This window comes from uncultured Thermosynechococcus sp., from assembly GCF_937958135.1.
In the GTDB taxonomy this organism is placed as follows: Bacteria; Cyanobacteriota; Cyanobacteriia; order Thermosynechococcales; family Thermosynechococcaceae; genus Thermosynechococcus.
The window spans coordinates 1-22238 of the sequence record NZ_CALGOG010000002.1; the positions used below are offsets into that span (position 1 = coordinate 1).

General features: G+C 53.4%; 25 protein-coding genes and 1 pseudogene. 13 read left to right on the forward strand and 13 right to left on the reverse strand.

Annotation, left to right across the window (positions count from 1 at the left end; genetic code table 11):
* The 3 genes and pseudogenes from Q0711_RS00030 to Q0711_RS00040 form a co-directional block, all read right to left on the reverse strand.
* A pseudogene (locus tag Q0711_RS00030) lies at positions 1-451 on the reverse strand (UDP-glucose 6-dehydrogenase); the annotation flags it as partial.
* Positions 452-465: 14 nt separating this feature from the next.
* Positions 466-1422: a UDP-glucuronic acid decarboxylase family protein gene (locus tag Q0711_RS00035; RefSeq protein WP_298611879.1), complete on the reverse strand. Its 957-nt coding sequence runs from the start codon at positions 1420-1422 to the stop codon at positions 466-468.
* Positions 1423-1527: 105 nt separating this feature from the next.
* Positions 1528-2841, reverse strand: coding sequence for a dihydroorotase (locus Q0711_RS00040; RefSeq protein WP_298611882.1), 1314 nt, complete (start codon positions 2839-2841; stop codon positions 1528-1530).
* A gap of 205 nt (positions 2842-3046) precedes the next feature.
* Here Q0711_RS00040 and nuoH point away from each other — a divergent pair, with 205 nt between their 5' ends.
* The 7 genes from nuoH to Q0711_RS00075 all read left to right on the forward strand — a co-directional run bounded on the left by nuoH (position 3047) and on the right by Q0711_RS00075 (position 9700).
* On the forward strand, positions 3047-4165 hold the full coding sequence (gene nuoH / locus Q0711_RS00045) for an NADH-quinone oxidoreductase subunit NuoH (RefSeq protein ID WP_298611885.1): 1119 nt from the start codon (positions 3047-3049) through the stop codon (positions 4163-4165).
* 28 nt (positions 4166-4193) lie between these two features.
* Positions 4194-4793, forward strand: coding sequence for an NAD(P)H-quinone oxidoreductase subunit I (ndhI, locus tag Q0711_RS00050; protein ID WP_298611888.1), 600 nt, complete (start codon positions 4194-4196; stop codon positions 4791-4793).
* 11 nt (positions 4794-4804) lie between these two features.
* Positions 4805-5407 carry an NADH-quinone oxidoreductase subunit J gene (locus Q0711_RS00055; protein ID WP_298611893.1) on the forward strand — a complete coding sequence of 201 codons (603 nt, stop codon included), beginning with the start codon at positions 4805-4807 and terminating at the stop codon, positions 5405-5407.
* Positions 5408-5416: 9 nt separating this feature from the next.
* A complete protein-coding gene (gene nuoK / locus Q0711_RS00060) occupies positions 5417-5722 on the forward strand; it encodes an NADH-quinone oxidoreductase subunit NuoK (RefSeq protein WP_011056517.1) in 306 nt (101 codons plus the stop codon).
* Positions 5723-5798: 76 nt separating this feature from the next.
* Positions 5799-6968 carry an HhoA/HhoB/HtrA family serine endopeptidase gene (locus tag Q0711_RS00065; RefSeq protein ID WP_298611901.1) on the forward strand — a complete coding sequence of 390 codons (1170 nt, stop codon included), beginning with the start codon at positions 5799-5801 and terminating at the stop codon, positions 6966-6968.
* Between the two features lies 1 nt (position 6969).
* Positions 6970-7983, forward strand: coding sequence for a DUF3326 domain-containing protein (locus Q0711_RS00070; RefSeq protein ID WP_298611904.1), 1014 nt, complete (start codon positions 6970-6972; stop codon positions 7981-7983).
* A 637-nt stretch (positions 7984-8620) separates the two neighbouring features.
* Positions 8621-9700, forward strand: coding sequence for a PIN/TRAM domain-containing protein (locus Q0711_RS00075; protein WP_298611907.1), 1080 nt, complete (start codon positions 8621-8623; stop codon positions 9698-9700).
* Between the two features lie 424 nt (positions 9701-10124).
* Here Q0711_RS00075 and Q0711_RS00080 read toward each other — a convergent pair whose 3' ends face one another.
* Genes Q0711_RS00080 through Q0711_RS00110 form a run of 7 tightly spaced genes read right to left on the reverse strand, consistent with a single transcriptional unit; the run spans position 10125 to position 14022 of the window.
* The gene (locus tag Q0711_RS00080; protein WP_298611910.1) at positions 10125-10784 is read right to left on the reverse strand and encodes a Na(+)/H(+) antiporter subunit B; all 660 of its coding nucleotides are present in this window, start codon (positions 10782-10784) and stop codon (positions 10125-10127) included.
* Entirely contained in the window at positions 10781-11311 is a 531-nt protein-coding gene (locus tag Q0711_RS00085) for a DUF4040 domain-containing protein (protein WP_298611914.1), read from the reverse strand. The genes Q0711_RS00080 and Q0711_RS00085 overlap by 4 nt, the downstream gene beginning before the upstream one ends.
* Entirely contained in the window at positions 11304-11582 is a 279-nt protein-coding gene (locus tag Q0711_RS00090) for a monovalent cation/H(+) antiporter subunit G (RefSeq protein WP_366142495.1), read from the reverse strand. Before Q0711_RS00090 ends, Q0711_RS00085 begins: the two co-directional genes overlap by 8 nt.
* Positions 11583-11597: 15 nt before the next feature.
* Positions 11598-11858 (reverse strand): hypothetical protein, encoded by a 261-nt coding sequence (locus tag Q0711_RS00095; protein WP_298611919.1) that lies wholly within the window; start codon positions 11856-11858, stop codon positions 11598-11600.
* The gene (locus Q0711_RS00100; RefSeq protein ID WP_298611922.1) at positions 11855-12244 is read right to left on the reverse strand and encodes a Na+/H+ antiporter subunit E; all 390 of its coding nucleotides are present in this window, start codon (positions 12242-12244) and stop codon (positions 11855-11857) included. Before Q0711_RS00100 ends, Q0711_RS00095 begins: the two co-directional genes overlap by 4 nt.
* Positions 12241-13671: a cation:proton antiporter gene (locus Q0711_RS00105; RefSeq protein ID WP_299041244.1), complete on the reverse strand. Its 1431-nt coding sequence runs from the start codon at positions 13669-13671 to the stop codon at positions 12241-12243. Before Q0711_RS00105 ends, Q0711_RS00100 begins: the two co-directional genes overlap by 4 nt.
* 9 nt (positions 13672-13680) lie before the next feature.
* Positions 13681-14022, reverse strand: a complete 342-nt coding sequence (locus Q0711_RS00110) for an NADH-quinone oxidoreductase subunit K (RefSeq protein ID WP_298611925.1) — start codon at positions 14020-14022, stop codon at positions 13681-13683.
* Between the two features lie 332 nt (positions 14023-14354).
* Between Q0711_RS00110 and Q0711_RS00115 the strand changes: the two genes are divergently transcribed.
* The 5 genes from Q0711_RS00115 (at position 14355) to Q0711_RS00135 (ending at position 19809) form a co-directional block, all read left to right on the forward strand.
* Complete coding sequence (locus Q0711_RS00115) at positions 14355-15956, forward strand: NAD(P)H-quinone oxidoreductase subunit 4 (RefSeq protein ID WP_298611928.1); 1602 nt, start codon at positions 14355-14357, stop codon at positions 15954-15956.
* Positions 15957-16187: 231 nt separating this feature from the next.
* On the forward strand, positions 16188-16415 hold the full coding sequence (locus Q0711_RS00120; protein WP_298611930.1) for a Calvin cycle protein CP12: 228 nt from the start codon (positions 16188-16190) through the stop codon (positions 16413-16415).
* Positions 16416-16426: 11 nt separating this feature from the next.
* Positions 16427-17293, forward strand: a complete 867-nt coding sequence (locus tag Q0711_RS00125) for a fructosamine kinase family protein (RefSeq protein ID WP_298611933.1) — start codon at positions 16427-16429, stop codon at positions 17291-17293.
* A 132-nt stretch (positions 17294-17425) separates the two neighbouring features.
* Entirely contained in the window at positions 17426-18073 is a 648-nt protein-coding gene (lepB, locus tag Q0711_RS00130; protein ID WP_298611936.1) for a signal peptidase I, read from the forward strand.
* The gene (locus tag Q0711_RS00135; protein ID WP_366142494.1) at positions 18070-19809 is read left to right on the forward strand and encodes an FAD-dependent oxidoreductase; all 1740 of its coding nucleotides are present in this window, start codon (positions 18070-18072) and stop codon (positions 19807-19809) included. Before lepB ends, Q0711_RS00135 begins: the two co-directional genes overlap by 4 nt.
* A gap of 26 nt (positions 19810-19835) precedes the next feature.
* Here the strand turns inward: Q0711_RS00135 and Q0711_RS00140 are convergent, their stop codons facing one another.
* Genes Q0711_RS00140 through rpsN form a run of 3 tightly spaced genes read right to left on the reverse strand, consistent with a single transcriptional unit; the run spans position 19836 to position 20665 of the window.
* The gene (locus Q0711_RS00140; RefSeq protein WP_298611942.1) at positions 19836-20018 is read right to left on the reverse strand and encodes a hypothetical protein; all 183 of its coding nucleotides are present in this window, start codon (positions 20016-20018) and stop codon (positions 19836-19838) included.
* Between the two features lie 14 nt (positions 20019-20032).
* Positions 20033-20320: a 4a-hydroxytetrahydrobiopterin dehydratase gene (locus Q0711_RS00145; protein WP_298611944.1), complete on the reverse strand. Its 288-nt coding sequence runs from the start codon at positions 20318-20320 to the stop codon at positions 20033-20035.
* A gap of 42 nt (positions 20321-20362) precedes the next feature.
* Positions 20363-20665 carry a 30S ribosomal protein S14 gene (rpsN, locus tag Q0711_RS00150; RefSeq protein WP_298611946.1) on the reverse strand — a complete coding sequence of 101 codons (303 nt, stop codon included), beginning with the start codon at positions 20663-20665 and terminating at the stop codon, positions 20363-20365.
* Between the two features lie 98 nt (positions 20666-20763).
* Between rpsN and cysS the strand changes: the two genes are divergently transcribed.
* The gene (gene cysS / locus Q0711_RS00155) at positions 20764-22230 is read left to right on the forward strand and encodes a cysteine--tRNA ligase (protein ID WP_298611949.1); all 1467 of its coding nucleotides are present in this window, start codon (positions 20764-20766) and stop codon (positions 22228-22230) included.
* Positions 22231-22238: the final 8 nt, after the last annotated feature.

Genomic DNA, 22238 nt, shown 5'->3' on the forward strand with positions numbered 1-22238 from the left:
TAATCGCATCGGCTAACGCCGGTTCTCGCTCCACAACACCATCCAAAATGATCATCCGCACCCAGTCCCCTGAGCCAATCGGCACGGTGGATTTATTGACAATGACCTTGTATCCCAAAGACAAATGGGCTCCAATGCCCCGCGCAACGGCTTCCACATAGCGGGTATCCGTTTCGCCATTCGGCAGAGCCGGTGTGCCGACGGCAATAAAGAGCACTTCACCAAACTCCACTCCAGCGCCAAGATCACTACTGAAGCTGATGCGGCCACTGGCAATGCAACCACGGAGCAACTCCGTCAAGCCGGGTTCGTAAATTGGAGATTCCCCCCGTTGCAGTAGCTTAACTTTATCAATGTTGTTGTCTATGCACAGCACCTCATGGCCGATATGTGCCAAACATACCCCCGTCACCAGACCCACATAGCCGGTGCCAATGACACAAACCCGCATTCTTGGTCACCTCCCTAAACCTCTACCATCATAGGGGTGTAGGGTACGCCCAACCGCTCGGCGAAGTCAGGAATTGTGCGCTGCAGCCCCTCTAGGAGGGGAACGGTTGGCTGCCAGTTCAACACCGTGCGGGCAAGGGTAATGTCGGGACGACGACGCTGGGGGTCATCACTGGGCAGGGGCTTGAACTGAATTTCCACCCCCGGATTAATCAGGGCTTGGATTTTTTGCGCCAGCTCCAGCACGGTGTACTCATCGGGGTTGCCAAGGTTCACAGGGCCAATGTAATCGCTATTCATCAGCCGAATCAAGCCTTCGACCAAATCGCTGACATAGCAAAAACTGCGGGTTTGGGAGCCATCCCCATAGACGGTGAGGGGAACACCCTGTAACGCTTGGACAATAAAATTGCTTACCACTCGGCCATCATTGACCTGCATCCGCGGGCCATAGGTATTGAAAATCCGTGCCACCCGAACATCCACATTATTCTGGCGGTGGTAGTCAAACGTAAGGGTTTCGGCAACGCGTTTGCCTTCGTCATAGCAGGCTCGAATGCCAATGGGGTTGACATGACCCCAGTAGGATTCCACTTGGGGATGCACCAGCGGGTTGCCATAGACTTCTGAGGTGGAGGCAAGAAGAAACCGCGCCTTCACGCGTTTGGCCAACCCCAGCATGTGGAGGGTGCCCATGACATTGGTTTTAATGGTCTTAACGGGGTTGTACTGGTAGTGAACGGGGGAGGCCGGGCAGGCCAAGTGATAGATTTGATCCACTTCAAGGCGAATGGGGTCAGTGATGTCGTGGCGGATAAGCTCAAAATTCGGGTGCCCCAGCCAACGCAGTAGATTGCGCTTTGTGCCTGTGAAGTAGTTATCGAGGCAAACCACCTCGTGACCAGCTTCCATTAATCGATCGACCAGATGGGAACCAATAAACCCAGCCCCCCCAGTAACCAGAATGCGCATTGTGTTGTCTGGTGTTGTCTAAATGCTATACCCTTGCCTCAGATTAGCACGAGTTCACACGAGTTCACAGGAAGCCGGCAATCTCTGATTTTAGGGGGCGATCGCCTAGCCCAAACCAAATTTAAGAGCCTGTCCCCGCACCGCAGTATTCACGGTTCCTTGGCTAAAGACAATCTCCCCATTGACAAAGGTGTAAACAGGCCACCCTGTCAATACCCAGCCCTCAAAGGGACTCCAACCGCACTTGGTCAGCAGTTCTTCACGACGCACAGGGCGATAGGTCTGCAAATCCACCAGGACAAGATCCGCATCATAGCCGGGGGCAATTTTGCCTTTATTGGGAATTTCGTAGGCTGCCGCAACCGCAGTGGACATCCAACGCACCACCTGCGGTACCGTACAACGACCGGCCATAGCTTGGGTCAACATCAGCGGCAAAGCGGTTTCTACCCCTGGCATCCCGGAGGGACTTTGGGGATAGGGCTGCGCCTTTTCCTCCAGGGTGTGGGGGGCATGATCCGTGGCAATAAAATCAATTATCCCCTCCAATAGTCCCTGCCAAAGTTTCTTGTTATCCTCCTCTGTCCGCAGGGGCGGGTTCATTTGGGCAAGGGAGCCAATTTTGGCGTAGGCCTCCGTGGTCAGCAGCAAGTGCTGGGGAGTGACTTCCACTGTGACCCACGGGAGCTTGTGCTGGCGCAGAAAGTCCACTTCAATGCCGGTGGAAAGATGGAGAATGTGCAGGCGGCGCTCATACTTGCGGGAGAGCTGAATCGCGAGCTGGGTGGCGTTGAGGGCAGCCATCTCATCTTGAATTTGCGAATGAACCGCCACATCGGTGATGCCGGCAAACTGTTTGCGACGGGCACGGATCCGCCCTTGATCTTCGGCATGGACGGCAATGAGGCGGTTGCCCTCACCGAAAATGCGGTCTAAAATTGGCTCCTCATCCACCAAGAGGGGGCCGTGCATTGACCCCATGAAAATCTTGATGCCACAGACGGGGTGAACGGTGTTGAGCACAGCCAGGTTGTCCTTGGTGGCACCGATGAAAAAGCCATAGTTCACCACACATTTGGCGGCGGCGCGGGCCAGTTTATCGTCTAGGGTGGCCTGATCAATCGTTGGGGGACGGGTATTAGGCATTTCCAAAAAGCTGGTGACCCCCCCCTTGGCACAGGCACAACTGGCGGTGAACAGATCCTCTTTGTGCTCTAAGCCCGGTTCGCGAAAATGCACTTGGGGGTCAATCACCCCAGGCAGCAGGGTTAAACCCGTTGCATCAATTACTGTATCGCCGGGATTCACGGTGACGGTTTCGGCCACCTCCGCAATGCGATTGCCCTCAAGGCGCACCTGTTGTTGCCGCAGTTCTCCCTCTGGGGTACAAATCACCGCATTTTGAATCGCGATCGCCACCCTGCTCTCCTAGAAAATCCTTTGAAACTTACTTTTTACCCTGTCTTACCGACCGGTCAGACTTGAGGACTGTGGAGAGAATTGTAAACTATAAACATCTGTAATAGCTACTGCGACAAAAACTTGTCTCAGATCTATCTTCTTAACGGAAATAAAACCTTTATACTGTAGAGCGTGTCTGTAGCTGGGGCGCGATCAAATCGCTATGGAATCGGGTATTGACTTACAGGGGCAATTCATCAGTGCATTAGAATCCTTTGGCCTGTCCCATGATTTGGCCAAACTGCTATGGCTCCCCCTGCCAATGTTAATGATGCTGATTGTGGCTACAGTGGGCGTGCTGGTTGCAGTTTGGCTCGAACGGAAAATTTCTGCTGCGGTGCAACAGCGTATTGGCCCTGAATACATCGGCCCCTTGGGGATTTTGGCCCCCTTGGCCGACGGCCTCAAACTAATTTTCAAAGAAGACGTTCTCCCTGCGAATAGCGATCGCTGGCTCTTTACCCTTGGTCCGGCGGTGGTGGTCATTCCCGTCTTTTTGTCCTACATTATTGTCCCCTTTGGTCAAAACCTACTGATCTCCAACTTGGCGATGGGCGTTTTCCTCTGGATTGCCCTTTCCAGTATTGCCCCCATTGGCCTGCTGATGTCGGGCTATGCTTCCAACAACAAATACTCCCTGTTGGGGGGTCTGCGGGCAGCTGCCCAATCTATTAGCTATGAGATTCCCCTTGCCTTAGCGGTGTTGGCGGTGGCCATGATGTCCAATGGCTTGAGCACCGTGGAAATTGTCGAGCAGCAGTCGGCCTATGGCATCCTCAGTTGGAATGTTTGGCGGCAACCCATTGGCTTTTTGATCTTTTGGATTGCGGCTTTGGCCGAGTGCGAGCGTCTCCCCTTTGACCTGCCGGAAGCAGAGGAGGAGCTTGTGGCGGGCTACCAAACGGAGTACGCCGGCATGAAATTTGCCCTCTTTTACCTAGGGGCCTACGTCAACCTTGTGCTTTCAGCGCTTCTGGTGAGTGTCTTGTACTTCGGAGGGTGGAGCTTCCCAATTCCCTTAGAAACGATAGCCCATCTCCTTGGCATTCCCGAAACTAATCCCTTTTTGCAGATTGCCTTTGCGGTGCTGGGCATCACAATGACCTTAGTAAAGGCCTACTTCTTCGTGTTTTTGGCAATTCTGCTGCGGTGGACGGTTCCCCGTGTGCGCATTGACCAACTCCTAGACCTAGGCTGGAAATTTCTACTCCCAGTGGGTCTGGTGAACTTGTTGCTCACAGCAGGCTTGAAGCTTGCCTTTCCCCTTGCCTTTGGCGGTTAAGAAACTCCCTATTTCCATGAGGTGACCCATGAAATTCCTCCATCAGATTACCAACTATGCCAAAGAGGCAGTGCAGTCTGCCAAGTATATTGGTCAAGGCCTATCGGTGACCTTTGATCACATGCGACGGCGACCCATTACCGTACAGTACCCCTACGAAAAACTCATTCCTTCAGAACGATTTCGGGGGCGGATTCACTTTGAATTTGACAAGTGCATTGCCTGTGAAGTGTGCGTGCGCGTCTGCCCCATTAATCTGCCGGTGGTAGATTGGGTCTTTAACAAAGAGATTAAAAAGAAAGAACTCAGGCACTATAGCATTGACTTTGGGGTGTGCATTTTCTGTGCCAACTGCGTCGAGTACTGCCCCACCAATTGCCTCTCAGTAACAGAGGAGTACGAACTGGCCACCTACGATCGCCATGAGCTGAACTACGACAGTGTGGCAATGGGGCGCATTCCCTACAAGGTAACTCAAGACCCGATGGTAACGCCGATTCGCGAATTTGCTTACCTGCCGGCAGGGGTCATGTCTGGCCATGAGTTGCCCCCAGGTGCCCAACGGGCGGGAGAGCGTCCGGAGGCGATCGCCAATATGACCAAGACCTCTGAAACATCTGAGAACTAGGAGTTGCTGCTGTGGACTTAGCCACCCTAACCCAAACGGTTACCTTCTTTGCCCTTGCAGGGGCAGTCCTCTTTGCTGCCCTTGGCGTTGTGCTGCTCGACAACGTGGTCTATTCTGCCTTTTTGCTGGGGGGTGTGTTCTTGAGTATCTCTGGACTGTACATCCTCATGAATGCAGACTTTGTTTCAGCAGCACAAATTCTCATCTATGTCGGCGCGGTGAATGTTCTTATCCTCTTTGCAATCATGCTCGTCAATAAACGAGAAGCCTATACACCCGTGCCGGGTCGTTGGCTGCGTCAGGGGGGCGCGGCAGTGGTCTCCCTTGGGGTCTTTGCGCTGCTGACAAAGATGATTTTGCAAACCCCTTGGAAAATTAGTGCTCTGCCCCCCACCCCCGACAGTATCAAAACAATTGGCCGGCACTTTTTTAGTGACTTTCTCTTGCCCTTTGAATTGGCTTCCGTCTTGCTGCTGATGGCTCTGATCGGCGCAGTGGTTCTGGCACGTCGCGAACTGGTGTTGGAACCTGAACCCATCTTAGGGGAAGAGGTGGTTCCCCCCTTGGAGTTACCGGAACGTCCGCGTGAACCTGTGGCTTTGTCTGAAAAGTAGAGGAAGACAATGCAGTTAACCTATGTTTTAATCTTGGCGGCACTGCTATTTTGTATTGGCATCTATGGCTTGGTTACCAGTCGCAATGCCGTCCGCGTGCTAATGTCCATTGAGTTGCTTCTAAATGCTGTTAACCTCAACCTGATTGGTTTTGCCAACTATCTGGATGGCCAGCAAATTAAGGGGCAGGTCTTTGCGGTGTTTGTGATTACTGTGGCAGCGGCAGAAGCGGCTGTGGGTTTAGCGATTATTTTGGCCATTTATCGCAATCGCGACACGGTTGACATGGAGAAATTCAACCTCTTGAAGTGGTAGGCTAGAAGCTGGAACTTGCTTCCCTCAATTGCCGTCCATACATCAGGAACCAGTGTCAGCAAAAGGGCAATCACCTATGACAGTGCGTCTTGGTAAATCGGTCACTTACCTGTCGTTCATGGCATTGGGGGCAGCCGCTGCAATGTTTGCCACCCACTTGATGCCGGCGTCAACCCCCTTAGTGACCCCCAGCTTGGCGCAGCTGCCGGCACCGCTACCGGCGGGAAATGACATTAATTTTATTGCCCGTGCTGTTGAGCAAGTAGGACCTGCGGTGGTACGGATTGATGCTTCCCGTACGGTACAAACCCGTGTACCGGCCATTTTTAATGACCCCTTCTTTCAAGAATTTTTTGGGCCAATGATGCCTCCCCCCAGTCGCGAAGAACGGGGGGTAGGATCAGGTTTCATTATTAGCAGTGATGGCTTGATTCTCACCAATGCCCACGTGGTGGAGGGTGCCAACCGCGTGCGAGTAACCCTTAAGGATGGCCGCACCTTTGAGGGTCAAGTCCTCGGCCAAGATCGTTTGACTGATGTGGCCGTGGTCAAAGTGAATGCCAACAATTTACCAGTGGTGCGCCTTGGCAATTCTGATAATTTGCGACCCGGCGAGTGGGCGATCGCCATCGGTAACCCCCTAGGTCTGGATAATACAGTGACGGCGGGAATTATTAGTGCCACCGGCCGCTCTAGCGGCGATATTGGTGTGCCCGATAAGCGGGTAGGTTTCATTCAAACCGATGCGGCCATTAACCCCGGTAACTCCGGTGGGCCGCTATTAAACCAGCGGGGGGAGGTTATCGGCATCAACACCGCCATCATTGGCGGCGCTCAAGGGTTAGGGTTTGCCATTCCCATTAATACAGCTCAGCGGATTGCTAAGCAACTGATTGCCAATGGCCGCGTAGATCACCCCTTCCTTGGCATTCGCATGGCCACTCTCAGTCCTGAAATACAGCAACGCCTCAATGCCAATCCCCGTAGCCCGATCCGCCTTCAAGACAGTGTGGGGGTAGTGATTGTTCAAGTGCTCCCTAATTCACCCGCAGCCCGTGCCGGTTTGCGAGCGGGGGATGTGATCCGTCGCATCAATGGCCAAACCATCACCAAAGCAGATCAAGTGCAGCAAATGGTGGAAAACACCGGTATTGGTCGCACAATGCAACTGGAAGTCAGCCGAAACGGTCAAACCCTAACTGTGGCTGTGCAGCCGGCTCCCCTCCCTGCCCAAGCCAGTCGCTAACGTGCTGACCGCAGTGCTAATTATTCCAACGGGAATTGGCGCTGCCATTGGCGGCTATGCGGGCGATGCGATTCCTGTTGTCCGTGCCTTGGCGCAGGTGTGCGATCGCCTAGTTACCCATCCCAATGTTCTCAACGGGGCGATGCTCTATTGGCCACTGCCCAATGTGTGGTATGTCGAAGGCTATGCCCTTGATGAATTTGCTGTGGGCCGTTGGGGGTTATTGCCACCGCGTCCAAATCGCATTGGCCTTTTGCTAGATGCAGCCATTGAACCGGAGCTGCAACTTCGCCATCGTCAAGCGGCGGCGGCCTGTTCTGCCACCTTGGGTTTAACCATTACTGAACCGGTGATTACAGATGAGCCTTTGGGAGTGCAATTACAAACCGCTGCTTCCGGCGCAACATGGGGCACCTTGGCAAACCCTGCCAGTTTATTGCGGGGGGTAGAAAAGCTGATGCAAGCGGCTAAGGCGGAGGCGATCGCCATTGTCAGCCGCTTTCCAGACGATCTAGGCACAGCAGCATTGCACCATTATCGCAGTGGCCATGGCGTGGATCCCCTAGCAGGGGCAGAAGCAGTCATTAGTCACTTGGTTGTCCAGCACTTTGAGATTCCAGCGGCCCATGCCCCAGCCTTGCAACCATTGCCCCTAGAGGAGACCGTGCATCCCCGCGCCCTTGCCGAAGAAATTGGCTACACCTTTTTGCCGTCGGTGTTGGTGGGATTGAGTTGTGCTCCTCGCTACAGCCGAACCACCCCACAGGCGTTGTGGCAACAGGATGTAGATGCCGTGATTGTACCCGCCACTGCCCTTGGTGGACGGGGAGTTCTGGCCTTTGCCCATCAGGGCGTTCCTATCCTAACGGTAGCCAACAATACCACAACCCTCAATGTTACAGGTGCCGATCTAGGGATAGAGACAATTCCTTGCCAGTCCTATGCCGAAGCCATTGGCGTCCTGAGTGCGATGAAGGCAGGGGTATCTTGGCGGAGCGTCACAACAGCAACCTGAAAAAATTTTTGCCTTCTGGGCATAGCCAGCACATCGCCCAAGGGGAACTCCCAGACACGGTGGAGAGGGTGGCTGATAAACGTAACTTGCCCCCATTCGGCACCCTCTAGGTGAACTGAACAAGTTGCAGAATCGCCAGGGGATTACAGCGCACGGATTTGATGAACTCCGGCACAGGATGAATGCGGTGGAGGATGTTTTGGTTCATCTCGGATATGCGGTGCGAGCCAATTCCCAGATTGCCCCTGAATTCACTTTCTAGATAGTGGTGCAGGCGATGCCGCTTCCCCCTTAGCCAACCCCTGCAATTTTAGACAAAACTCAACTAGGGGAAGATCTCGGCCGACGGTTGGTAGAACCATCCCCTGAGGAACCTCCTCCCCCATCCCTGACCTTTTTTTAGAGTGGTGGCTAAAAACCGCTCAGACCTTCACCAAGAAAATGCTGTTGGCCGCCCTCGGCGGGATGAGAGCACGGACGCTCCTCGGTTTTTCGGCTGAAGCAGCGGGTGTCCGCGCTGGCACTCAAATTAGTCGTCATCTGGATCTGCAACAGTCCAACACCGCAGTAAGAAAGAAGAAAGTATAATTCTAAGGTAGTGGCCTCTGGAGATGTCCAGCGCGACAGGAGCGAACTAATGCTCGATACCATCTTACTCCTCATTGTCGTCGTGATGGGAATTGCCGTTGGCTTCAACAGCATTGACCTACTCCCGGCAACCGTTCTAGATCAAGTAGCTAACGTTCGTGGATTGCAGTGGGTCACGGCAGGGTTTGGTGCCATTTTAGGTATTGCCTTTGGTCTATTGTTGCAATCCTTTTACCATCGTCTTGAGCGCAATATCCGTCAATTACCGCCAGAAACACTCTTGTCGCGAGCAGTGGGTCTTGTGGTGGGATTGCTTCTCGCCAATTTGGTGCTGGCACCGATTTTTCTGTTACCCATTCCCAAGGACTTTTCGTTTATTAAGCCACTGATTGCCGTTCTTACCAGCATTCTCTTTGCCTACTCGGGCACCACATTGGCGGATAGTCACGGCGCTGCCCTTCTGCGTCTGATTAACCCCAACGCTGTGGCCAGTAGTCTCTTAGCAGAGGGGACGCTTAAACCCGCCCGTGCCAAGGTACTGGATACCAGTTGCATTATTGATGGTCGCATTGAGGCACTCTTGAATTTAGGAGTACTGGAAGGCCAGATTATTGTGCCCCAGTTTGTGCTTCAGGAGTTGCAACTGATTGCCGATGCGGGGAATGAGCAAAAACGGATCCGCGGCCGGCGGGGGCTGGATGTCTTAAACCGTCTTCAAGCAAGTTTGGGCGATCGCATTGTCATTCACTCGGCAGACTATCCAGAACTAACAACGGTGGATGCTAAGCTAGTACGGCTGTGCCAAGAAATTAACGGCACCCTTGTCACCAATGATTTGAACCTGAACAAAGTTGCCCGCTTCCAAAAAGTGGATGTCTTTAACGTCAACGAGGTAGCGCAAGCTCTCCGTCCCATTTATCTTCCCGGCGATACGCTGGAGTTGAAAATTCTCAAGGAAGGGAAAGAGCCTGCCCAAGGGGTGGGCTATCTTGAGGATGGCACGATGGTGGTTGTTGAAGAGGGGGTTGATCACATCGGCGATCAGCTGTCGGTGGTCGTCACGGGTGCCCTGCAAACCGCGGCAGGTCGCATGATTTTTGCTCGCCTCCAAATGCCCACCATTGCCTAGCATTGCCTGCTTTCGCCCCTAGGGGTATGACATGACCCAAAAGCCACCAAAGGTTGCTTCACCTCGGCAACTGGTTTCTGCGGGGAGATGGGGCTTCTTTGTTTTTAGCCTCCTATTCCTCATAGGCGTGCTATTGGCAACGGTGTGGTAACCGATACTCTTTCCCATTGATCTGGTGAATCCGGATCAGCTACGGCCATTACCGAATTTCTTGCAACTGCCGGCGGATGACCTAAGGGTCTGGTGGCCTGTGGTTCTTGCAGCAGGGGTGGCGATCGCCCTCAACTTTATTCCCAGCAATAATGTCAGCCGCCTCATTGTGATTCTTTTGGGCTGCCGCTATCTGGTGTGGCGTGGCTGGGTAACGTTAAATGATGCCCACTGGCTCAGTTGCGGCTTGGTGAATTTGTCCAGGACTATTGGCCTAAAGCAGGCCGCGATAGCGAATAAACGTCAACACTGCTGCCCACGACCCCAAGGCCACCTTAAGGGCAATGAGAATATTCAGCCCAGGAATCCAACCGCCACTGAGGAGCGTGCCAAACTGACCCGCAGGCAAGGCCACTCCTATCAATAGGCTGGCACCGCAGAGTATGAAAACAATCACAGAGATTTTTTCCCAGGTGGCGGCATGGAAACGCCGATAAATGCTCTCTAACCACTCTGGAGCGGAAGTAATGGCCACAAGGCCAATCGCCGTCCCGCCAGCGACGCCAGCAGCAAATCCACCCCCCGGACTCAGGTGCCCCCGCAGGGCCAATTCAAGACACACAAGGGAGCAAATGGTGGCGCCAAATCTTGCCAAAACAATGGAAGGTTGATCGTTAAAGCGGCTAACGTGGCCAAGGGGTTTTTCATTGCTGAGTAAATACTGCGCCCCCATGATGGCAAGGGTGAATACCACCACCTCAAAAATGGTGTCGTACAAGCGATTGCGCAAAATCACGGCAGTAACGGCATTGGGAATTGCACTTTGGTGAACAAGGGTTTCGACAATGGGAATCGTCGGTACTGTAGGTGGGGTGGGGATCATCAGCATTTTCCCCAGCAGCAGCACTGCCGCAATCCCATAAAGCCAAATCATGCCCTTGACTCCTTTTCAGTAGGCAAAGGGTAATACACCAGTTCTGTGAGATTGGTGAGGTGGGGCTTGAGGAGGGTATAGAGACGTGGAACTCGGGTCATCGTTAATAATTGAGTGGTTTCTTCAGCACAGAGGGCGTGGATCTCGCGATCGCGGAGTGCTATTTTAAGTTGCTCAAACGTAGGATAAATGATCAATTCAACACGCAAATGATAGGGGGCAACGGCTTCACGAATGGCTTCCAGTAAACGATCCAAGCTATCGGTGGAGAGAGCTGAAGCCAGGATGCCCAACCGCAACACAAGGGAGGAGCGCACGGCAACTGCGTAGAGCATAATTGAGAGCATGGTTCCCACAAGGGCCTCGGTCAATGCCACATCAGCAGCACCCAGAATTGCGTAGATCAAGGCGGCTACAGCACCCACAATGCCCCGAATGACCAAGACATGGTAGGGATTATCCTGAAATACCAACATTAAGGCGGTAAGCGGTAGGAGTGCTGTTACCCCAATCATCCAGCTATCCATCACTGTCCTCCCCTTGGGAGCAGTAGGCCAGCACATAGCCCAAAATGGTGTTCCAAAGGGCAAGGGAAATGAGCGCCAAGACGAGAAGCGGCCATTCGCGGGGAATGCGCAGTAACACGCCGATCATGATAGCCATCGAACCCAAGGTATCTGAGACCGACAAAAAATGCAGTTTATAGAGGGGCGATCGCCGACCCACCAGTGGCCATGTGCCCCACAACCAGAGAAATAGACCAAAGCTGATGCAGGCATTACTAAGCCACTGTAGGATCACTTTACCCCCTCCCTAAAGATTGGCGACATCCCGCAGTCGTCGCAGAATCTGCGCAAGGAGCATCAAGGCACCATTGCCCACACTGAGAATGATGATGCCCACAATGCCAATCATCCAATCATCCCGCTGCACCGACACCAGCAAGATCATAATTGCTGCTTTTGTGGCAATACTGGCAAAAGCCAACATCTTCGACCAGATGTGCTCCCCTTTCCAAGCAGCATAGAGGGGAATACCCAGAATCAGCAGCATGATGACTAAAAAGGCCGTCATTTTTCGGGTCTGTGCTCCACGAGTTGATGGACTTCAAACCAGCCCTCCTCGTTGTAGTGCAGTACAATCGTCTTGGGCGTGAAGGTGATCGTAAAAATATCCAGAAAAATCAACCCAGGGGCACGGGTAGGGTCAACGGGTTCACGGACAATCGCTTCATGGGGATGGGGACGCACTATCATTTCAATCGCTTGAATATAGGCACGGGGAACAGCCATCACCACTTTTCCTAGGGTACTCAGCCACTGCCATAGTGTTGCCCTACCCCTTCGGCCTTGAGGCAGCAGGAGCGAAACCAGAATACCAATCGCCAGATTGACCAAACCAAAGTCCGCCGTCAGCAGCAGCCAAATCATCAGGCGCAGGGCAAAGATCAAATAATTCATAGGGCTAATCCCACCAAGCCAAGTAACAGTAATAGCATCACCCCTAGAAGATGCTCTAGGCGCTCCCAAGCCCCCCGCCAAGGGGATTCCCAGCGGGAGACCCCCAAGGCCACCAGACCACACCCCACCAAGGGCAGCAAAAAAGCGCGTAACAAACCCATGCCACTCCTGTAGGCTTCCATGTAGCCGGCATTGGCAAGAAATAGCCCACCCAAGAGCACCATGGTGGCGGTACTGTAGCCCACGGGCAGAGGGGTCTTGCCGGGATAGTGGGGCAAAAAGAGGAATTTGCTGTAAATTGTGGCCGTTAAACAGCCAGCGCCATAGAGCAGTCCCTGCTGCCACGGCTCAAGGTAACTCAGGGTCAAGACCTTAGCGGGAAATCCGGCAAGGAAGGGCACACCGACAATGCCATAACCGGCAATTATCAGGGCGATCGCCACCGGGCGCGGCAAACCCTCTTGGCGCAATTCACTAAGACGATAGTGACGCAGTTCCCCCACACTCAGAAAAAGACTGGCCTTTGCTAAACCGTGCATAAGGGCATACAAACCTGCCGCTGCTGGGGCAATGATCACCCATCCCAGTTGGCCAAGGGTACTGAAGCTGAGCATCCGCCGCACATCCTCGGCCACCAAGGCAAACACTGCTCCAAACAAGATCGAGGCGAGGGCAAAAAGCTGCACAATGTCGGCCATCTCGCTATACAGGAGACTGAGGCGAGCTAGACTAAAAACTCCCGCATTTTCGACAACGCCGGCTAGGAGAGCAGCAACAACAGGAGCGGCAACAACATTCGTTTGGGGTAACCAAAGCCCACTGACGAAAATGGCGCCCTTTGCCAACAATGCCACCAAAATCAGAGCCACAGCTTCTGGCGGTGCTGGCATCAGAGCACTAAAGGCAAAGGTATAGTTTGTCCGATAAACAAGAGCTACCCCTATGAGATAGAAGAGCATGGCCACATTGCTCACCATCAGGTAGCGCAGGGCAATCCAAAGAGAACGATCGCTGGGGGGATAGGCAATCAATAGAAAGACGACAATCCCCAGCACCTCAATATTGACGTAGAGACTGAGGAAATCCGCTGAAATAAAGACGGTGTTGGCACAGCCGTGGAGCAGACACAGCAGAACATGAAAGAACGCCCTATAGCCCTCCTGCCACGTATGTAACAGTGCTGCCAAAATGACGAGGGCATTGGTGACAATAAAGTAGCCACTGAGGGGGTCAATGCTCAAGGAAACGCCAAAGCTATCCAGCAGGATAAAGGAAGTGTTGATTTGGTGGATGATGATGCCTAAGCCGACACAGAGGGAAACCAAGGCGATCGCCAGCGTTAGACCCCGCGCCAAGGGGGGCAGTAGATAAAGCATTAAACCGGCCACAAATGGCAACAAAATCCAAGCGATCGCCAGCTCTGTCATTGCCACTTCCTACAGATACTTTTGATCAATTTCTGGCGTTTCCAAAGTTGGGTTATCCCGCGCTAGCTTCATTGCCGCCACCAGCATCAGCGTTTGAATTGAAAGACCAATCACGATCGCGGTTAAAATCACCGCTTGGGGCAGCGGATCCGCATAGGCAGTATCAAAGACCCCCCCACGCGCAATAGGTGTAACAAAGCCACTGTGGGTAGCAATCACCACAAACAAAGCCACCACGCCGGTGCTCATGACATCCATTGTCACAATCTTCATGAGTAGATTTTTCTTGACAATCGTGGCTAAAAAACCAACGAGGATAGTGACAAAAACGCTTGCTTGCAAGAAAATCATGACTTTAACCCGCAGACACCCTGATATTTAGAACAGACTTTAACATTCCCTCTTTCCTTTGGGGTGCAGTTTTTTGCGGTAGAACTGCACCGCCGTAGCCAACGGTGGGGAACCTGCCGGCCTCCTTAAGCACGTTAAACCCCATCTTAACTTTATTCAGATCAATGTTAGTTTTCTATTAAATAGGTTTTTGTCAATAGCTATGCCATGAACTTTATAATTTAGAAAAGTGCTTAACAATTTGCAACATTTGGCGAATAGGTATATATTCTTATTGAGGTACTTTAGATACTTAAACAGATCACTGGACTCGTCCCTTGGGGGGTTGTCTGATGAATGTCCAATTTCCTTGGCTGACTGTAGTAACGCTGCTGCCTTTAGGGGCAGCCTTCTTGATTCCCGTGTTGCCCGACCGCGAGGGGAAGACAGTCCGCTGGTATGCCCTGGCGATCGCACTCCTCGAATTTGGCCTTTCGGCAATGGTTTTCTGGCAGCACTACGATGCCCAATCTGCCCAGATGCAAATAGTGGAAACTGTGCCTTGGCTCCCGCAAATTGGCCTGAACTGGTCTCTAGCGGTTGATGGCCTTGCCGTCCCCCTGATTTTACTGACGGGTCTGGTGAATACAGTGGCAATCTTTGCGGCTTGGCAAGTGAAGCAAAAGCCGCGTTTATTTTATTTCCTGATGCTGGCACTCTACAGTGCCCAAATTGGCGTCTTTGCTGCCCAAGACCTGATTCTTTTCTTTTTGCTGTGGGAACTGGAACTGGTCCCTGTCTATTTGCTGATTTCTATCTGGGGCGGCGCCAAACGCCAATACGCTGCAACCAAATTCATTCTCTACACTGCCGTTGGTTCCCTCTTTATCCTCATTGCTGGCCTAGCGATGGCCTTCTATGGCGGTGACTTTACCCTCAGCATGATGGCTTTAGGCCTGAAGGACTATCCCTTGGCGCTGGAACTCCTTGCTTACAGTGGCTTCCTGATTGCCTTTGGGGTCAAGCTGCCGATTTTCCCACTACACACTTGGTTGCCCGATGCCCATGGGGAAGCCTCTGCGCCGGTCTCGATGGTGTTGGCAGGAGTGCTTTTGAAAATGGGGGGCTATGGTCTAATTCGCTTCAACCTGCAAATGCTCCCCGATGCCCACATCTACTTTGCCCCTGTCCTCATTGCCCTAGGCGTGGTGAATATTGTCTATGGTGCCCTGACTGCCTTTGGCCAAGAAAATCTAAAGCGGCGACTGGCCTACTCCTCAATTTCCCACATGGGTTTTGTGCTCTTGGGGATTGGTGCCCTCAACGGCATTGGTCTCAATGGGGCGATGCTCCAAATGCTCTCCCACGGTTTGATTGCGGCTGCCCTCTTCTTCTTGGCGGGGGTGACCTATGATCGCACCCACACCTTGGCCATGGAAAAAATGAGCGGCATTGCTCAATCCATGCCGAAAACCTTTGCCCTCTTTACCGCCGCCGCCATGGCCTCTTTGGCACTGCCCGGCATGAGTGGCTTTGTCAGTGAACTCACCGTCTTTTTGGGCTTAACCAACAGCGATGCCTACTCCACCACCTTCAAAGTGGGGGTGATGTTCCTTGCGGCGGTGGGGGTGATTATCACGCCCGTCTATCTGCTCTCGATGCTGCGCCGTGTCTTTACGGGCAAACAAGCGGGCGATATATTCGACAAACTGCTTTTGGACATCAATCCCCGTGAAACTTTTATTGCCCTCTCCCTCCTGTTACCGATTATTGCTGTGGGGATGTATCCCAAACTGGCTACCCAGACCTACGACGTGACCACAACGGCGATCGCCACTCACGTCCATGCCGCCCTCCCTGCGGTGGCGCAACACCATCTGCCCCTGTATGCTCAATTAACGCAATTTGCTCCCAGTTTGCTGAGTGAGGCAGCAGTTGCCAACAGTACCCTGTAGGGCTTTAGGGAGGGGGATGCAGGTTTGCCAACTGGCAGGTCAAGGCATTCATTAGCTAGAGTGGAGTAACAGCATTCCTGCCCTTGGGCAGATTGCATCCAGCCCTTTTCCCAAAGATAGTACGTGCTTCGCCCTGTGAAAACTAAGATAGAAGAGCAATCCATCTCTTCTGTTGTCTCCATATCCTAGAAAAGGGCTGTAAACTGAATACGGTGATTCAATACAGGCTCTATGAGTAATCTTGAGAAACAAATCGAACAAGCTCGCGAGGAAGCCCATCAAATCTGTGATACCGAAGGGGCAACCTCTGGACAATGCGCCGCTGCTTGGGACGCCCTTGAGGAACTGCAAGCGGAAGCTGCCCATCAGCGCGCTGAACAGCAAGATCACAAAACCTCCTTTCAGCAGTACTGCGATGATAACCCTGATGCTGCTGAGTGTCGCATCTACGACGACTAAGGGTTGAGGCTGTGGGTCGCTGGCAACAGTTGTGGGATCAATTTGCCGCAGCGACGGGTCAGCGGCTCCACGATGGTCAAGCCCTTGCAGTGGGGGGTGGCAGTATTAACACCACCTATGTGTGGCAGCATCCGCAGCAAACGCTTTTTATCAAATTTAATCGCCCTGAACGGCAATCTATGTTTGCTGCCGAAGCCAATGCCTTGCGGGCGATCGCCAAGGTTCAGGCAATTCGTGTTCCCTTGCCCCTGCTGTGGGGAAGTGTGGCGGACGCTAGTTTTCTAGTGTTAGAATACCTGCCGCTGACCAGTTCAGGGGATTGGTGGCAAATGGGGGCACAGCTAGCGCGGTTGCATCTCCAGGGCACAGGCGATCGCTACGGTTGGCCAGAAAATAACACCATTGGTGCCACCCCCCAAATCAACCCTTGGTCAGACAACTGGGGCGAATTTTTCCGCGATGCTCGGCTGCGTTATCAGTTTGATCTGGCTCGCCGTCGGGGTGGGCACTTTCCCAAAGCTGAGAAGTTACTGGCAGCCATTCCGGAACTCCTGAATCATGAGCCAGCCCCTACCCTAGTTCACGGCGATCTCTGGTCGGGGAATGCTGCCTTTTGCCGCACAGGGGAACCTGTGATTTTTGACCCTGCCAGTTACTATGGCGATCGCGAAGTGGACTTAGCAATGAGTGAACTCTTTGGGGGGTTTCCTGATGCTTTTTATCAGGGCTATAACGCCACCTATCCCCTACCCGCCGCCTATGCACAACGGAAAACCGTTTACAACCTGTACCACATTCTCAATCACTTCAATCTTTTTGGCGGTAGTTATGCTGCCCAAGCTCAGTACATGATTGAGCAGATCCTACGATCCCTCTGAGTCAGGTTCTAGCTTATCCCGTGGAACAGAATGCTTTCCAAAGCACCCGAAGATTAAACAGTAACCTCTAGCCTGATGTCGCTGTAGTATCGTGGAGTGCATAGCTTCAATTTGTTTGCGAGATTCCCTCCTATGTCCGATGGCAAAGTGCCACCCACGAATGCTTCTACGACCGAATCTATTGCAGCCAAGACCAACAAGGCGACAGAACCTTGGTGGCTGGAAATGGCCAAAACCCTAGGATTAGCGGCTGTTCTTGCTATTGGTATTCGTACATTTGTGGCGGAGGCCCGCTATATCCCCACCGGCTCAATGGAAGAAACCCTGCTGATTAACGATCGCCTGATTATTGAAAAAATCAGTTACTATTTTCACTCCCCCCACCGTGGCGACATTATCGTTTTTAATCCAACCCCAGCGCTCCAGCAGGCGGGCTTTCGCGATGCCTTCATCAAACGGGTAGTGGGCTTGCCCGGCGATCGCGTGGAGCTGCGTCAAGGGCGAGTCTATGTTAACAATCAACCCCTACCTGAACCCTATCTTGCGCCTTCATCTTTTACGTCGGTGGATACCTGTGCCGGCATACAGCCCTATTTGGCACAACCGCAAGTCATTCCCCCCAATAGTTACTTGGTTTTGGGAGATAACCGCAATAACAGCTTTGACGGTCGCTGCTGGGGGGTGGTACCCCGCAATTACATTATTGGTCGGGCGGCAATTCGTTTTTGGCCCCCCGATCGCTGGGGGCTGATTACGAATCCCATGGCACCGCAACAGTGAGGCAAACGCTGCGCACTGAAGTACTGGTGGTTGGCGGTGGTACGGGGGGGGTAGCTGCTGCCTTAACGGCGGCTCGTGCCGGTGCGCAAACGGTGCTGGTCAGTGAAACCCCTTGGCTTGGCGGCATGCTCACCAGTGCGGGGGTAGCTGCGCCCGATGGCAATGAACTCATGGCTTGGCAAACAGGACTGTGGGGTCAATTTCTGCGGGCGATCGCCCAGCGACAGCCGGGGGGGCTAGATCATGCTTGGGTGAGTTTCTTTACCTTTGAGCCAAAGGTGGCCGCTGATCTGTTTGCCGAGTGGGTCAAGGCAACCCCTCACCTGACGTGGATTGTCGGCGATCTTCCCCAAGCGGTTTTGCGCCAAGGCGATCGCATCCTCGGTGTAGAATTTACCGGCCTCACCATCCATGCCCAAATCACCATTGACGCCACAGAACTGGGGGATCTCCTTGCCTTGGGGCAGATTCCCCATCGCTGGGGGTGGGAGTGGCAGGCGGAAACCCAAGAACCCTCTGCACCTGTAGCCCCCACCCCTCTGACGCAGACCTATCCCGTTCAAGCCCCCACATGGGTTGTGGTGTTGCAGGACTATGGGGAGGGAGCCACTGCCCCGGAGATTCTCCCTTCGCCGCTGTGGGAGGAGCGCAAATTTAGCGGCGCTTGGGCTGGCTACGACCCGCAGCACTTTCTCAACTATGGCCGCCTGCCGGGAAATCGCTTTATGCTTAACTGGCCACAGCAGGGAAATGACTATGGCGTGGGTCTGGAGCGCCTGGTGGGTTCTCCCCAAGCTCGCCAGGCCTTTTGTCAAGAAGCGCGCTGGCACGCCCAGGATTTTGCCTGCTACATTCAACGCCACCTTGGGCGCCGCTATGGTCTAGCGGAGGAGACCTTTCCCCGATTCCCCGCTAGCTTGGGGGGCGGTGCCTATGCCCTCCATCCCTACTACCGGGAAAGTCGCCGTCTGATCGGCCTTACCACGATTCAAGAGCAGGACATTCTCCCCAATGCTCCACCCCCCGTTGATGCTCAAGGTCACTACACGGGGATTGCTATTGGCAACTACCCGAACGATCACCACTATCCAGGGATGGAACTCCCCCTGATGCCTAAGTCTATCCGTTGGGGCGGTCGCTGGACAGGGACGCCCTTTGTAGTTCCCTATACCTCCTTAATCCCCCAGCGGGTAGAAGGCTTTTTAGTTGCAGAGAAAAATATCTCCGTGACCCACATTGCCAATGGTGCCACCCGCTTGCAACCTTTGGTCATGGGCATTGGGCAGGGGGCAGGGTGGTTAGCTGCCACAGCCATTCGCCAAGGGAAATCTCCTCAAGAGCTGGTGGGTGCCCTTGATCTGAGGCCTTTAATTCAGGCGTGCCAGCAGGGCATTTTTCCCTTCTTTAACCTGCCATTGCAACATCCAGAATGGGAAGCTTGGCAACTCCGAACGTTAGAGACCTTTGATCCTACCCTTCCCCTGCCTTGGACGGTGGCGATCGCCCACCCCACGCCGATGACTGTGACCGCAGGAATGCAAACTCTCAGGGGCGAATTTGTGAAATTAGGAGAGCAAGCCTATCAACTGCATACTGATCGGCGGTTGTGGCCCTTGGTGACGCTCCACCCCACTGTGAACGAGCGCCTGCAAACCTATAGAGATGGGCAGCCGATTACGGTTACAGGCTTCGTGAACCCCTATGCCCCCTGGATACGGGTAGAGCATGTGGCCTAGGTTTCGCAGCTCAGTTCCCCAAGGCGTTAATTAAAGCGTAGATTCTCGCCGTAGTCCACGGAAACATCAATAATGCGGGGGACAGACTCCCCTAAAGCCGTTTTAAGAGTTGGAATAGTAACAATGCCTGATGACCCCATCACTTGGCGTAGGTTATGGATTAACTTCTGCGCTTTGACGGCAAAGCTCTCATTTTCAAGGCATTTCATAATTCAGCCGAAAGTTATCCTGCTGCCAGATCAGAGATCACTTTGGCCAGGTCAATGTCCTTTTGGGTAATCCCACCCGCATCATGGGTGGTGAGGCAGACTGTCACCCGATTCCAAGAAATGGTTAAATCTGGGTGGTGTCCCGCCTGTTCAGCGGGATCCACAAGGCGATTGACAAAAGCAATCGAACCTAGGAAGTCTTTGAAGGTAAAGGTTTGTTCAAGGCGATCGCCCACCAGTTTCCAGCCGGGTAAGCTGGCTAGCTGCCCCTCAATCTCGGCTTGGGATAATCGCTCTGCCATGGTTTTGCCTCAATCCCTTCGTTCTAGGGTAGCAAAGCTAACTTACCAACTGGCCTTGACTACCCCCGGCAGTAGCCCTTGGTGTGCCATTTCCCGCAGGGCATTGCGGCAGAGGCCAAAATCCCGGTAATAGCCCCGCGGGCGACCCGTCAGCCAGCAGCGATTCCGCAGCCGTGAAGGGGCACTGTTGCGGGGCAAGCGTTGCAGTTGACGATGGATGCTCATGATCTCTTCTGGGGTTTCGGCACTGGCCAGTTTGGCCTTGAGTTCTTGGCGTTTACTGGCGTATTTAGCAACGAGCCGTTGCCGCTTTTTCTCCCGTTCGATCATGCTTTTTTTGGCCATGGGGGTGTGTTTGTCCTCGATAATGGTGAATTTGGTATCCTATATCGTATCAAAGAGCGATTTGCCGCTGCAACTGTTGATCCTTGCGGGGTATTCCTGTGCCCTTACATCTGTACAACACACTGTCTCGCCGCCTTGAACCCTTTTCCGCCCTGCACCCAGAGCGGGTGACCATTTATGCCTGTGGGGTCACGGTGTATGACTACTGCCATCTAGGACATGCCCGTTCCTACGTAGCGTGGGATGTACTGCGCCGCTATCTCACGTTCTTGGGCTACTCCGTGTACTACGTCCAGAATTTTACCGATGTTGACGACAAAATTATTCGGCGCGCCCTTGAACAGGGAGAAACCATGGCGGCGGTCAGCGATCGCTACATTGCGGCCTACCACGAGGATATGGCTCGCCTGAACATTTTGCCGGCCAATGCCTATCCCCGCGCCACAGCGGCCATTCCGGCCATCCTTGACCTTATTCAAAGTCTCATTGAGCGCGGCTATGCCTATGTGGTGGACGCAGATGTGTACTATGCGGTGGAGCGGTTTCCCAACTACGGCAAGCTCTCTGGGCGCCAACTTTCTCAATTGGTCGCCGGTGCCAGCGGTCGGGTTGAGGAAGGGGAAGAGCAGCGCAAACATCACCCCCTAGATTTTGCCCTTTGGAAAGCTGCCAAACCAGAAGAAACCCAAGTGTATGAACCGTGGGAAGCGCCTTGGGGCAAAGGCCGCCCCGGCTGGCACATTGAATGTTCAGCCATGGTGCAACAGGTCTTAGGGCCAACCATTGACATTCACTGCGGGGGCATGGATTTAATTTTCCCTCACCACGAAAATGAAATTGCCCAATCAGAGGCGGTGACGCAACAGCCCCTTGCACGGTTTTGGCTGCACAACGGCTTTGTGACCGTTAATGCCGAGAAAATGTCGAAGTCATTGGGCAACTTCACCACTATTCGCGATTTGCTGGCCCAGGGGGTTGATCCAATGGCGTTACGCCTGTTGGTGTTGCAGGCTCAATACCGCAAACCTTTGGACTTTACACCGGAGGCACTTACCGCCGCTACCAAGGGCTGGCAAACCTTGGCGGAAGCCCTGCGCTTGAATCGGCAGATTCCCCTCCCCCCCGCGCCGCCGCAAGACGCGAAAAGCCACCCCAGTGGCCAAGCCTTTTGTCAGGCCATGGATGACGACTTGAACACTGCCGCTGCTTTGGCAGTGATCTTTGAACTGGCGAAAACCCTCAATCGCGAGCAGCATCGCTATCTCCATGGGGGAGACTTGGGGCGATCGCTCACTGAGGTGAGTCGCGATTGGCACACTTTGGTGACCCTTGCTCAGGTGTTGGGTTTAGAGGTCAAAGAGGAGTCAAAAGCTTCGCAGACAATAGGACTAACCGATGAGGAAATTCAAGAGTTAGTTGCGGCTCGTACTGCTGCCCGTCAAGCCAAGAACTATGCCGAGAGCGATCGCCTGCGGGATCTGCTGTTGGCTCGAGGGGTCAAACTCGTGGATCAAAAGGATGGCACCACCCATTGGTTCCGCATACCCGCTGGCTTAACCTCTTGAATTTGGAG

What these genes read in the sequence shown, in the direction of transcription:
- Q0711_RS00035 (WP_298611879.1), bottom strand. Translation starts at nt 1,422, where the DNA reads ATGCGCATTCTGGTTACTGGGGGGGCTGGGTTTATTGGTTCCCATCTG.
- nuoH (WP_298611885.1), top strand. Translation starts at nt 3,047, where the DNA reads ATGGAATCGGGTATTGACTTACAGGGGCAATTCATCAGTGCATTAGAA.
- ndhI (WP_298611888.1), top strand. Translation starts at nt 4,194, where the DNA reads ATGAAATTCCTCCATCAGATTACCAACTATGCCAAAGAGGCAGTGCAG.
- nuoK (WP_011056517.1), top strand. Translation starts at nt 5,417, where the DNA reads ATGCAGTTAACCTATGTTTTAATCTTGGCGGCACTGCTATTTTGTATT.
- Q0711_RS00065 (WP_298611901.1), top strand. Translation starts at nt 5,799, where the DNA reads ATGACAGTGCGTCTTGGTAAATCGGTCACTTACCTGTCGTTCATGGCA.
- Q0711_RS00075 (WP_298611907.1), top strand. Translation starts at nt 8,621, where the DNA reads ATGCTCGATACCATCTTACTCCTCATTGTCGTCGTGATGGGAATTGCC.
- Q0711_RS00080 (WP_298611910.1), bottom strand. Translation starts at nt 10,784, where the DNA reads ATGATTTGGCTTTATGGGATTGCGGCAGTGCTGCTGCTGGGGAAAATG.
- Q0711_RS00085 (WP_298611914.1), bottom strand. Translation starts at nt 11,311, where the DNA reads ATGGATAGCTGGATGATTGGGGTAACAGCACTCCTACCGCTTACCGCC.
- Q0711_RS00095 (WP_298611919.1), bottom strand. Translation starts at nt 11,858, where the DNA reads ATGACGGCCTTTTTAGTCATCATGCTGCTGATTCTGGGTATTCCCCTC.
- Q0711_RS00100 (WP_298611922.1), bottom strand. Translation starts at nt 12,244, where the DNA reads ATGAATTATTTGATCTTTGCCCTGCGCCTGATGATTTGGCTGCTGCTG.
- Q0711_RS00105 (WP_299041244.1), bottom strand. Translation starts at nt 13,671, where the DNA reads ATGACAGAGCTGGCGATCGCTTGGATTTTGTTGCCATTTGTGGCCGGT.
- Q0711_RS00110 (WP_298611925.1), bottom strand. Translation starts at nt 14,022, where the DNA reads ATGATTTTCTTGCAAGCAAGCGTTTTTGTCACTATCCTCGTTGGTTTT.
- Q0711_RS00115 (WP_298611928.1), top strand. Translation starts at nt 14,355, where the DNA reads ATGAATGTCCAATTTCCTTGGCTGACTGTAGTAACGCTGCTGCCTTTA.
- Q0711_RS00120 (WP_298611930.1), top strand. Translation starts at nt 16,188, where the DNA reads ATGAGTAATCTTGAGAAACAAATCGAACAAGCTCGCGAGGAAGCCCAT.
- lepB (WP_298611936.1), top strand. Translation starts at nt 17,426, where the DNA reads ATGTCCGATGGCAAAGTGCCACCCACGAATGCTTCTACGACCGAATCT.
- Q0711_RS00140 (WP_298611942.1), bottom strand. Translation starts at nt 20,018, where the DNA reads ATGAAATGCCTTGAAAATGAGAGCTTTGCCGTCAAAGCGCAGAAGTTA.
- Q0711_RS00145 (WP_298611944.1), bottom strand. Translation starts at nt 20,320, where the DNA reads ATGGCAGAGCGATTATCCCAAGCCGAGATTGAGGGGCAGCTAGCCAGC.
- rpsN (WP_298611946.1), bottom strand. Translation starts at nt 20,665, where the DNA reads ATGGCCAAAAAAAGCATGATCGAACGGGAGAAAAAGCGGCAACGGCTC.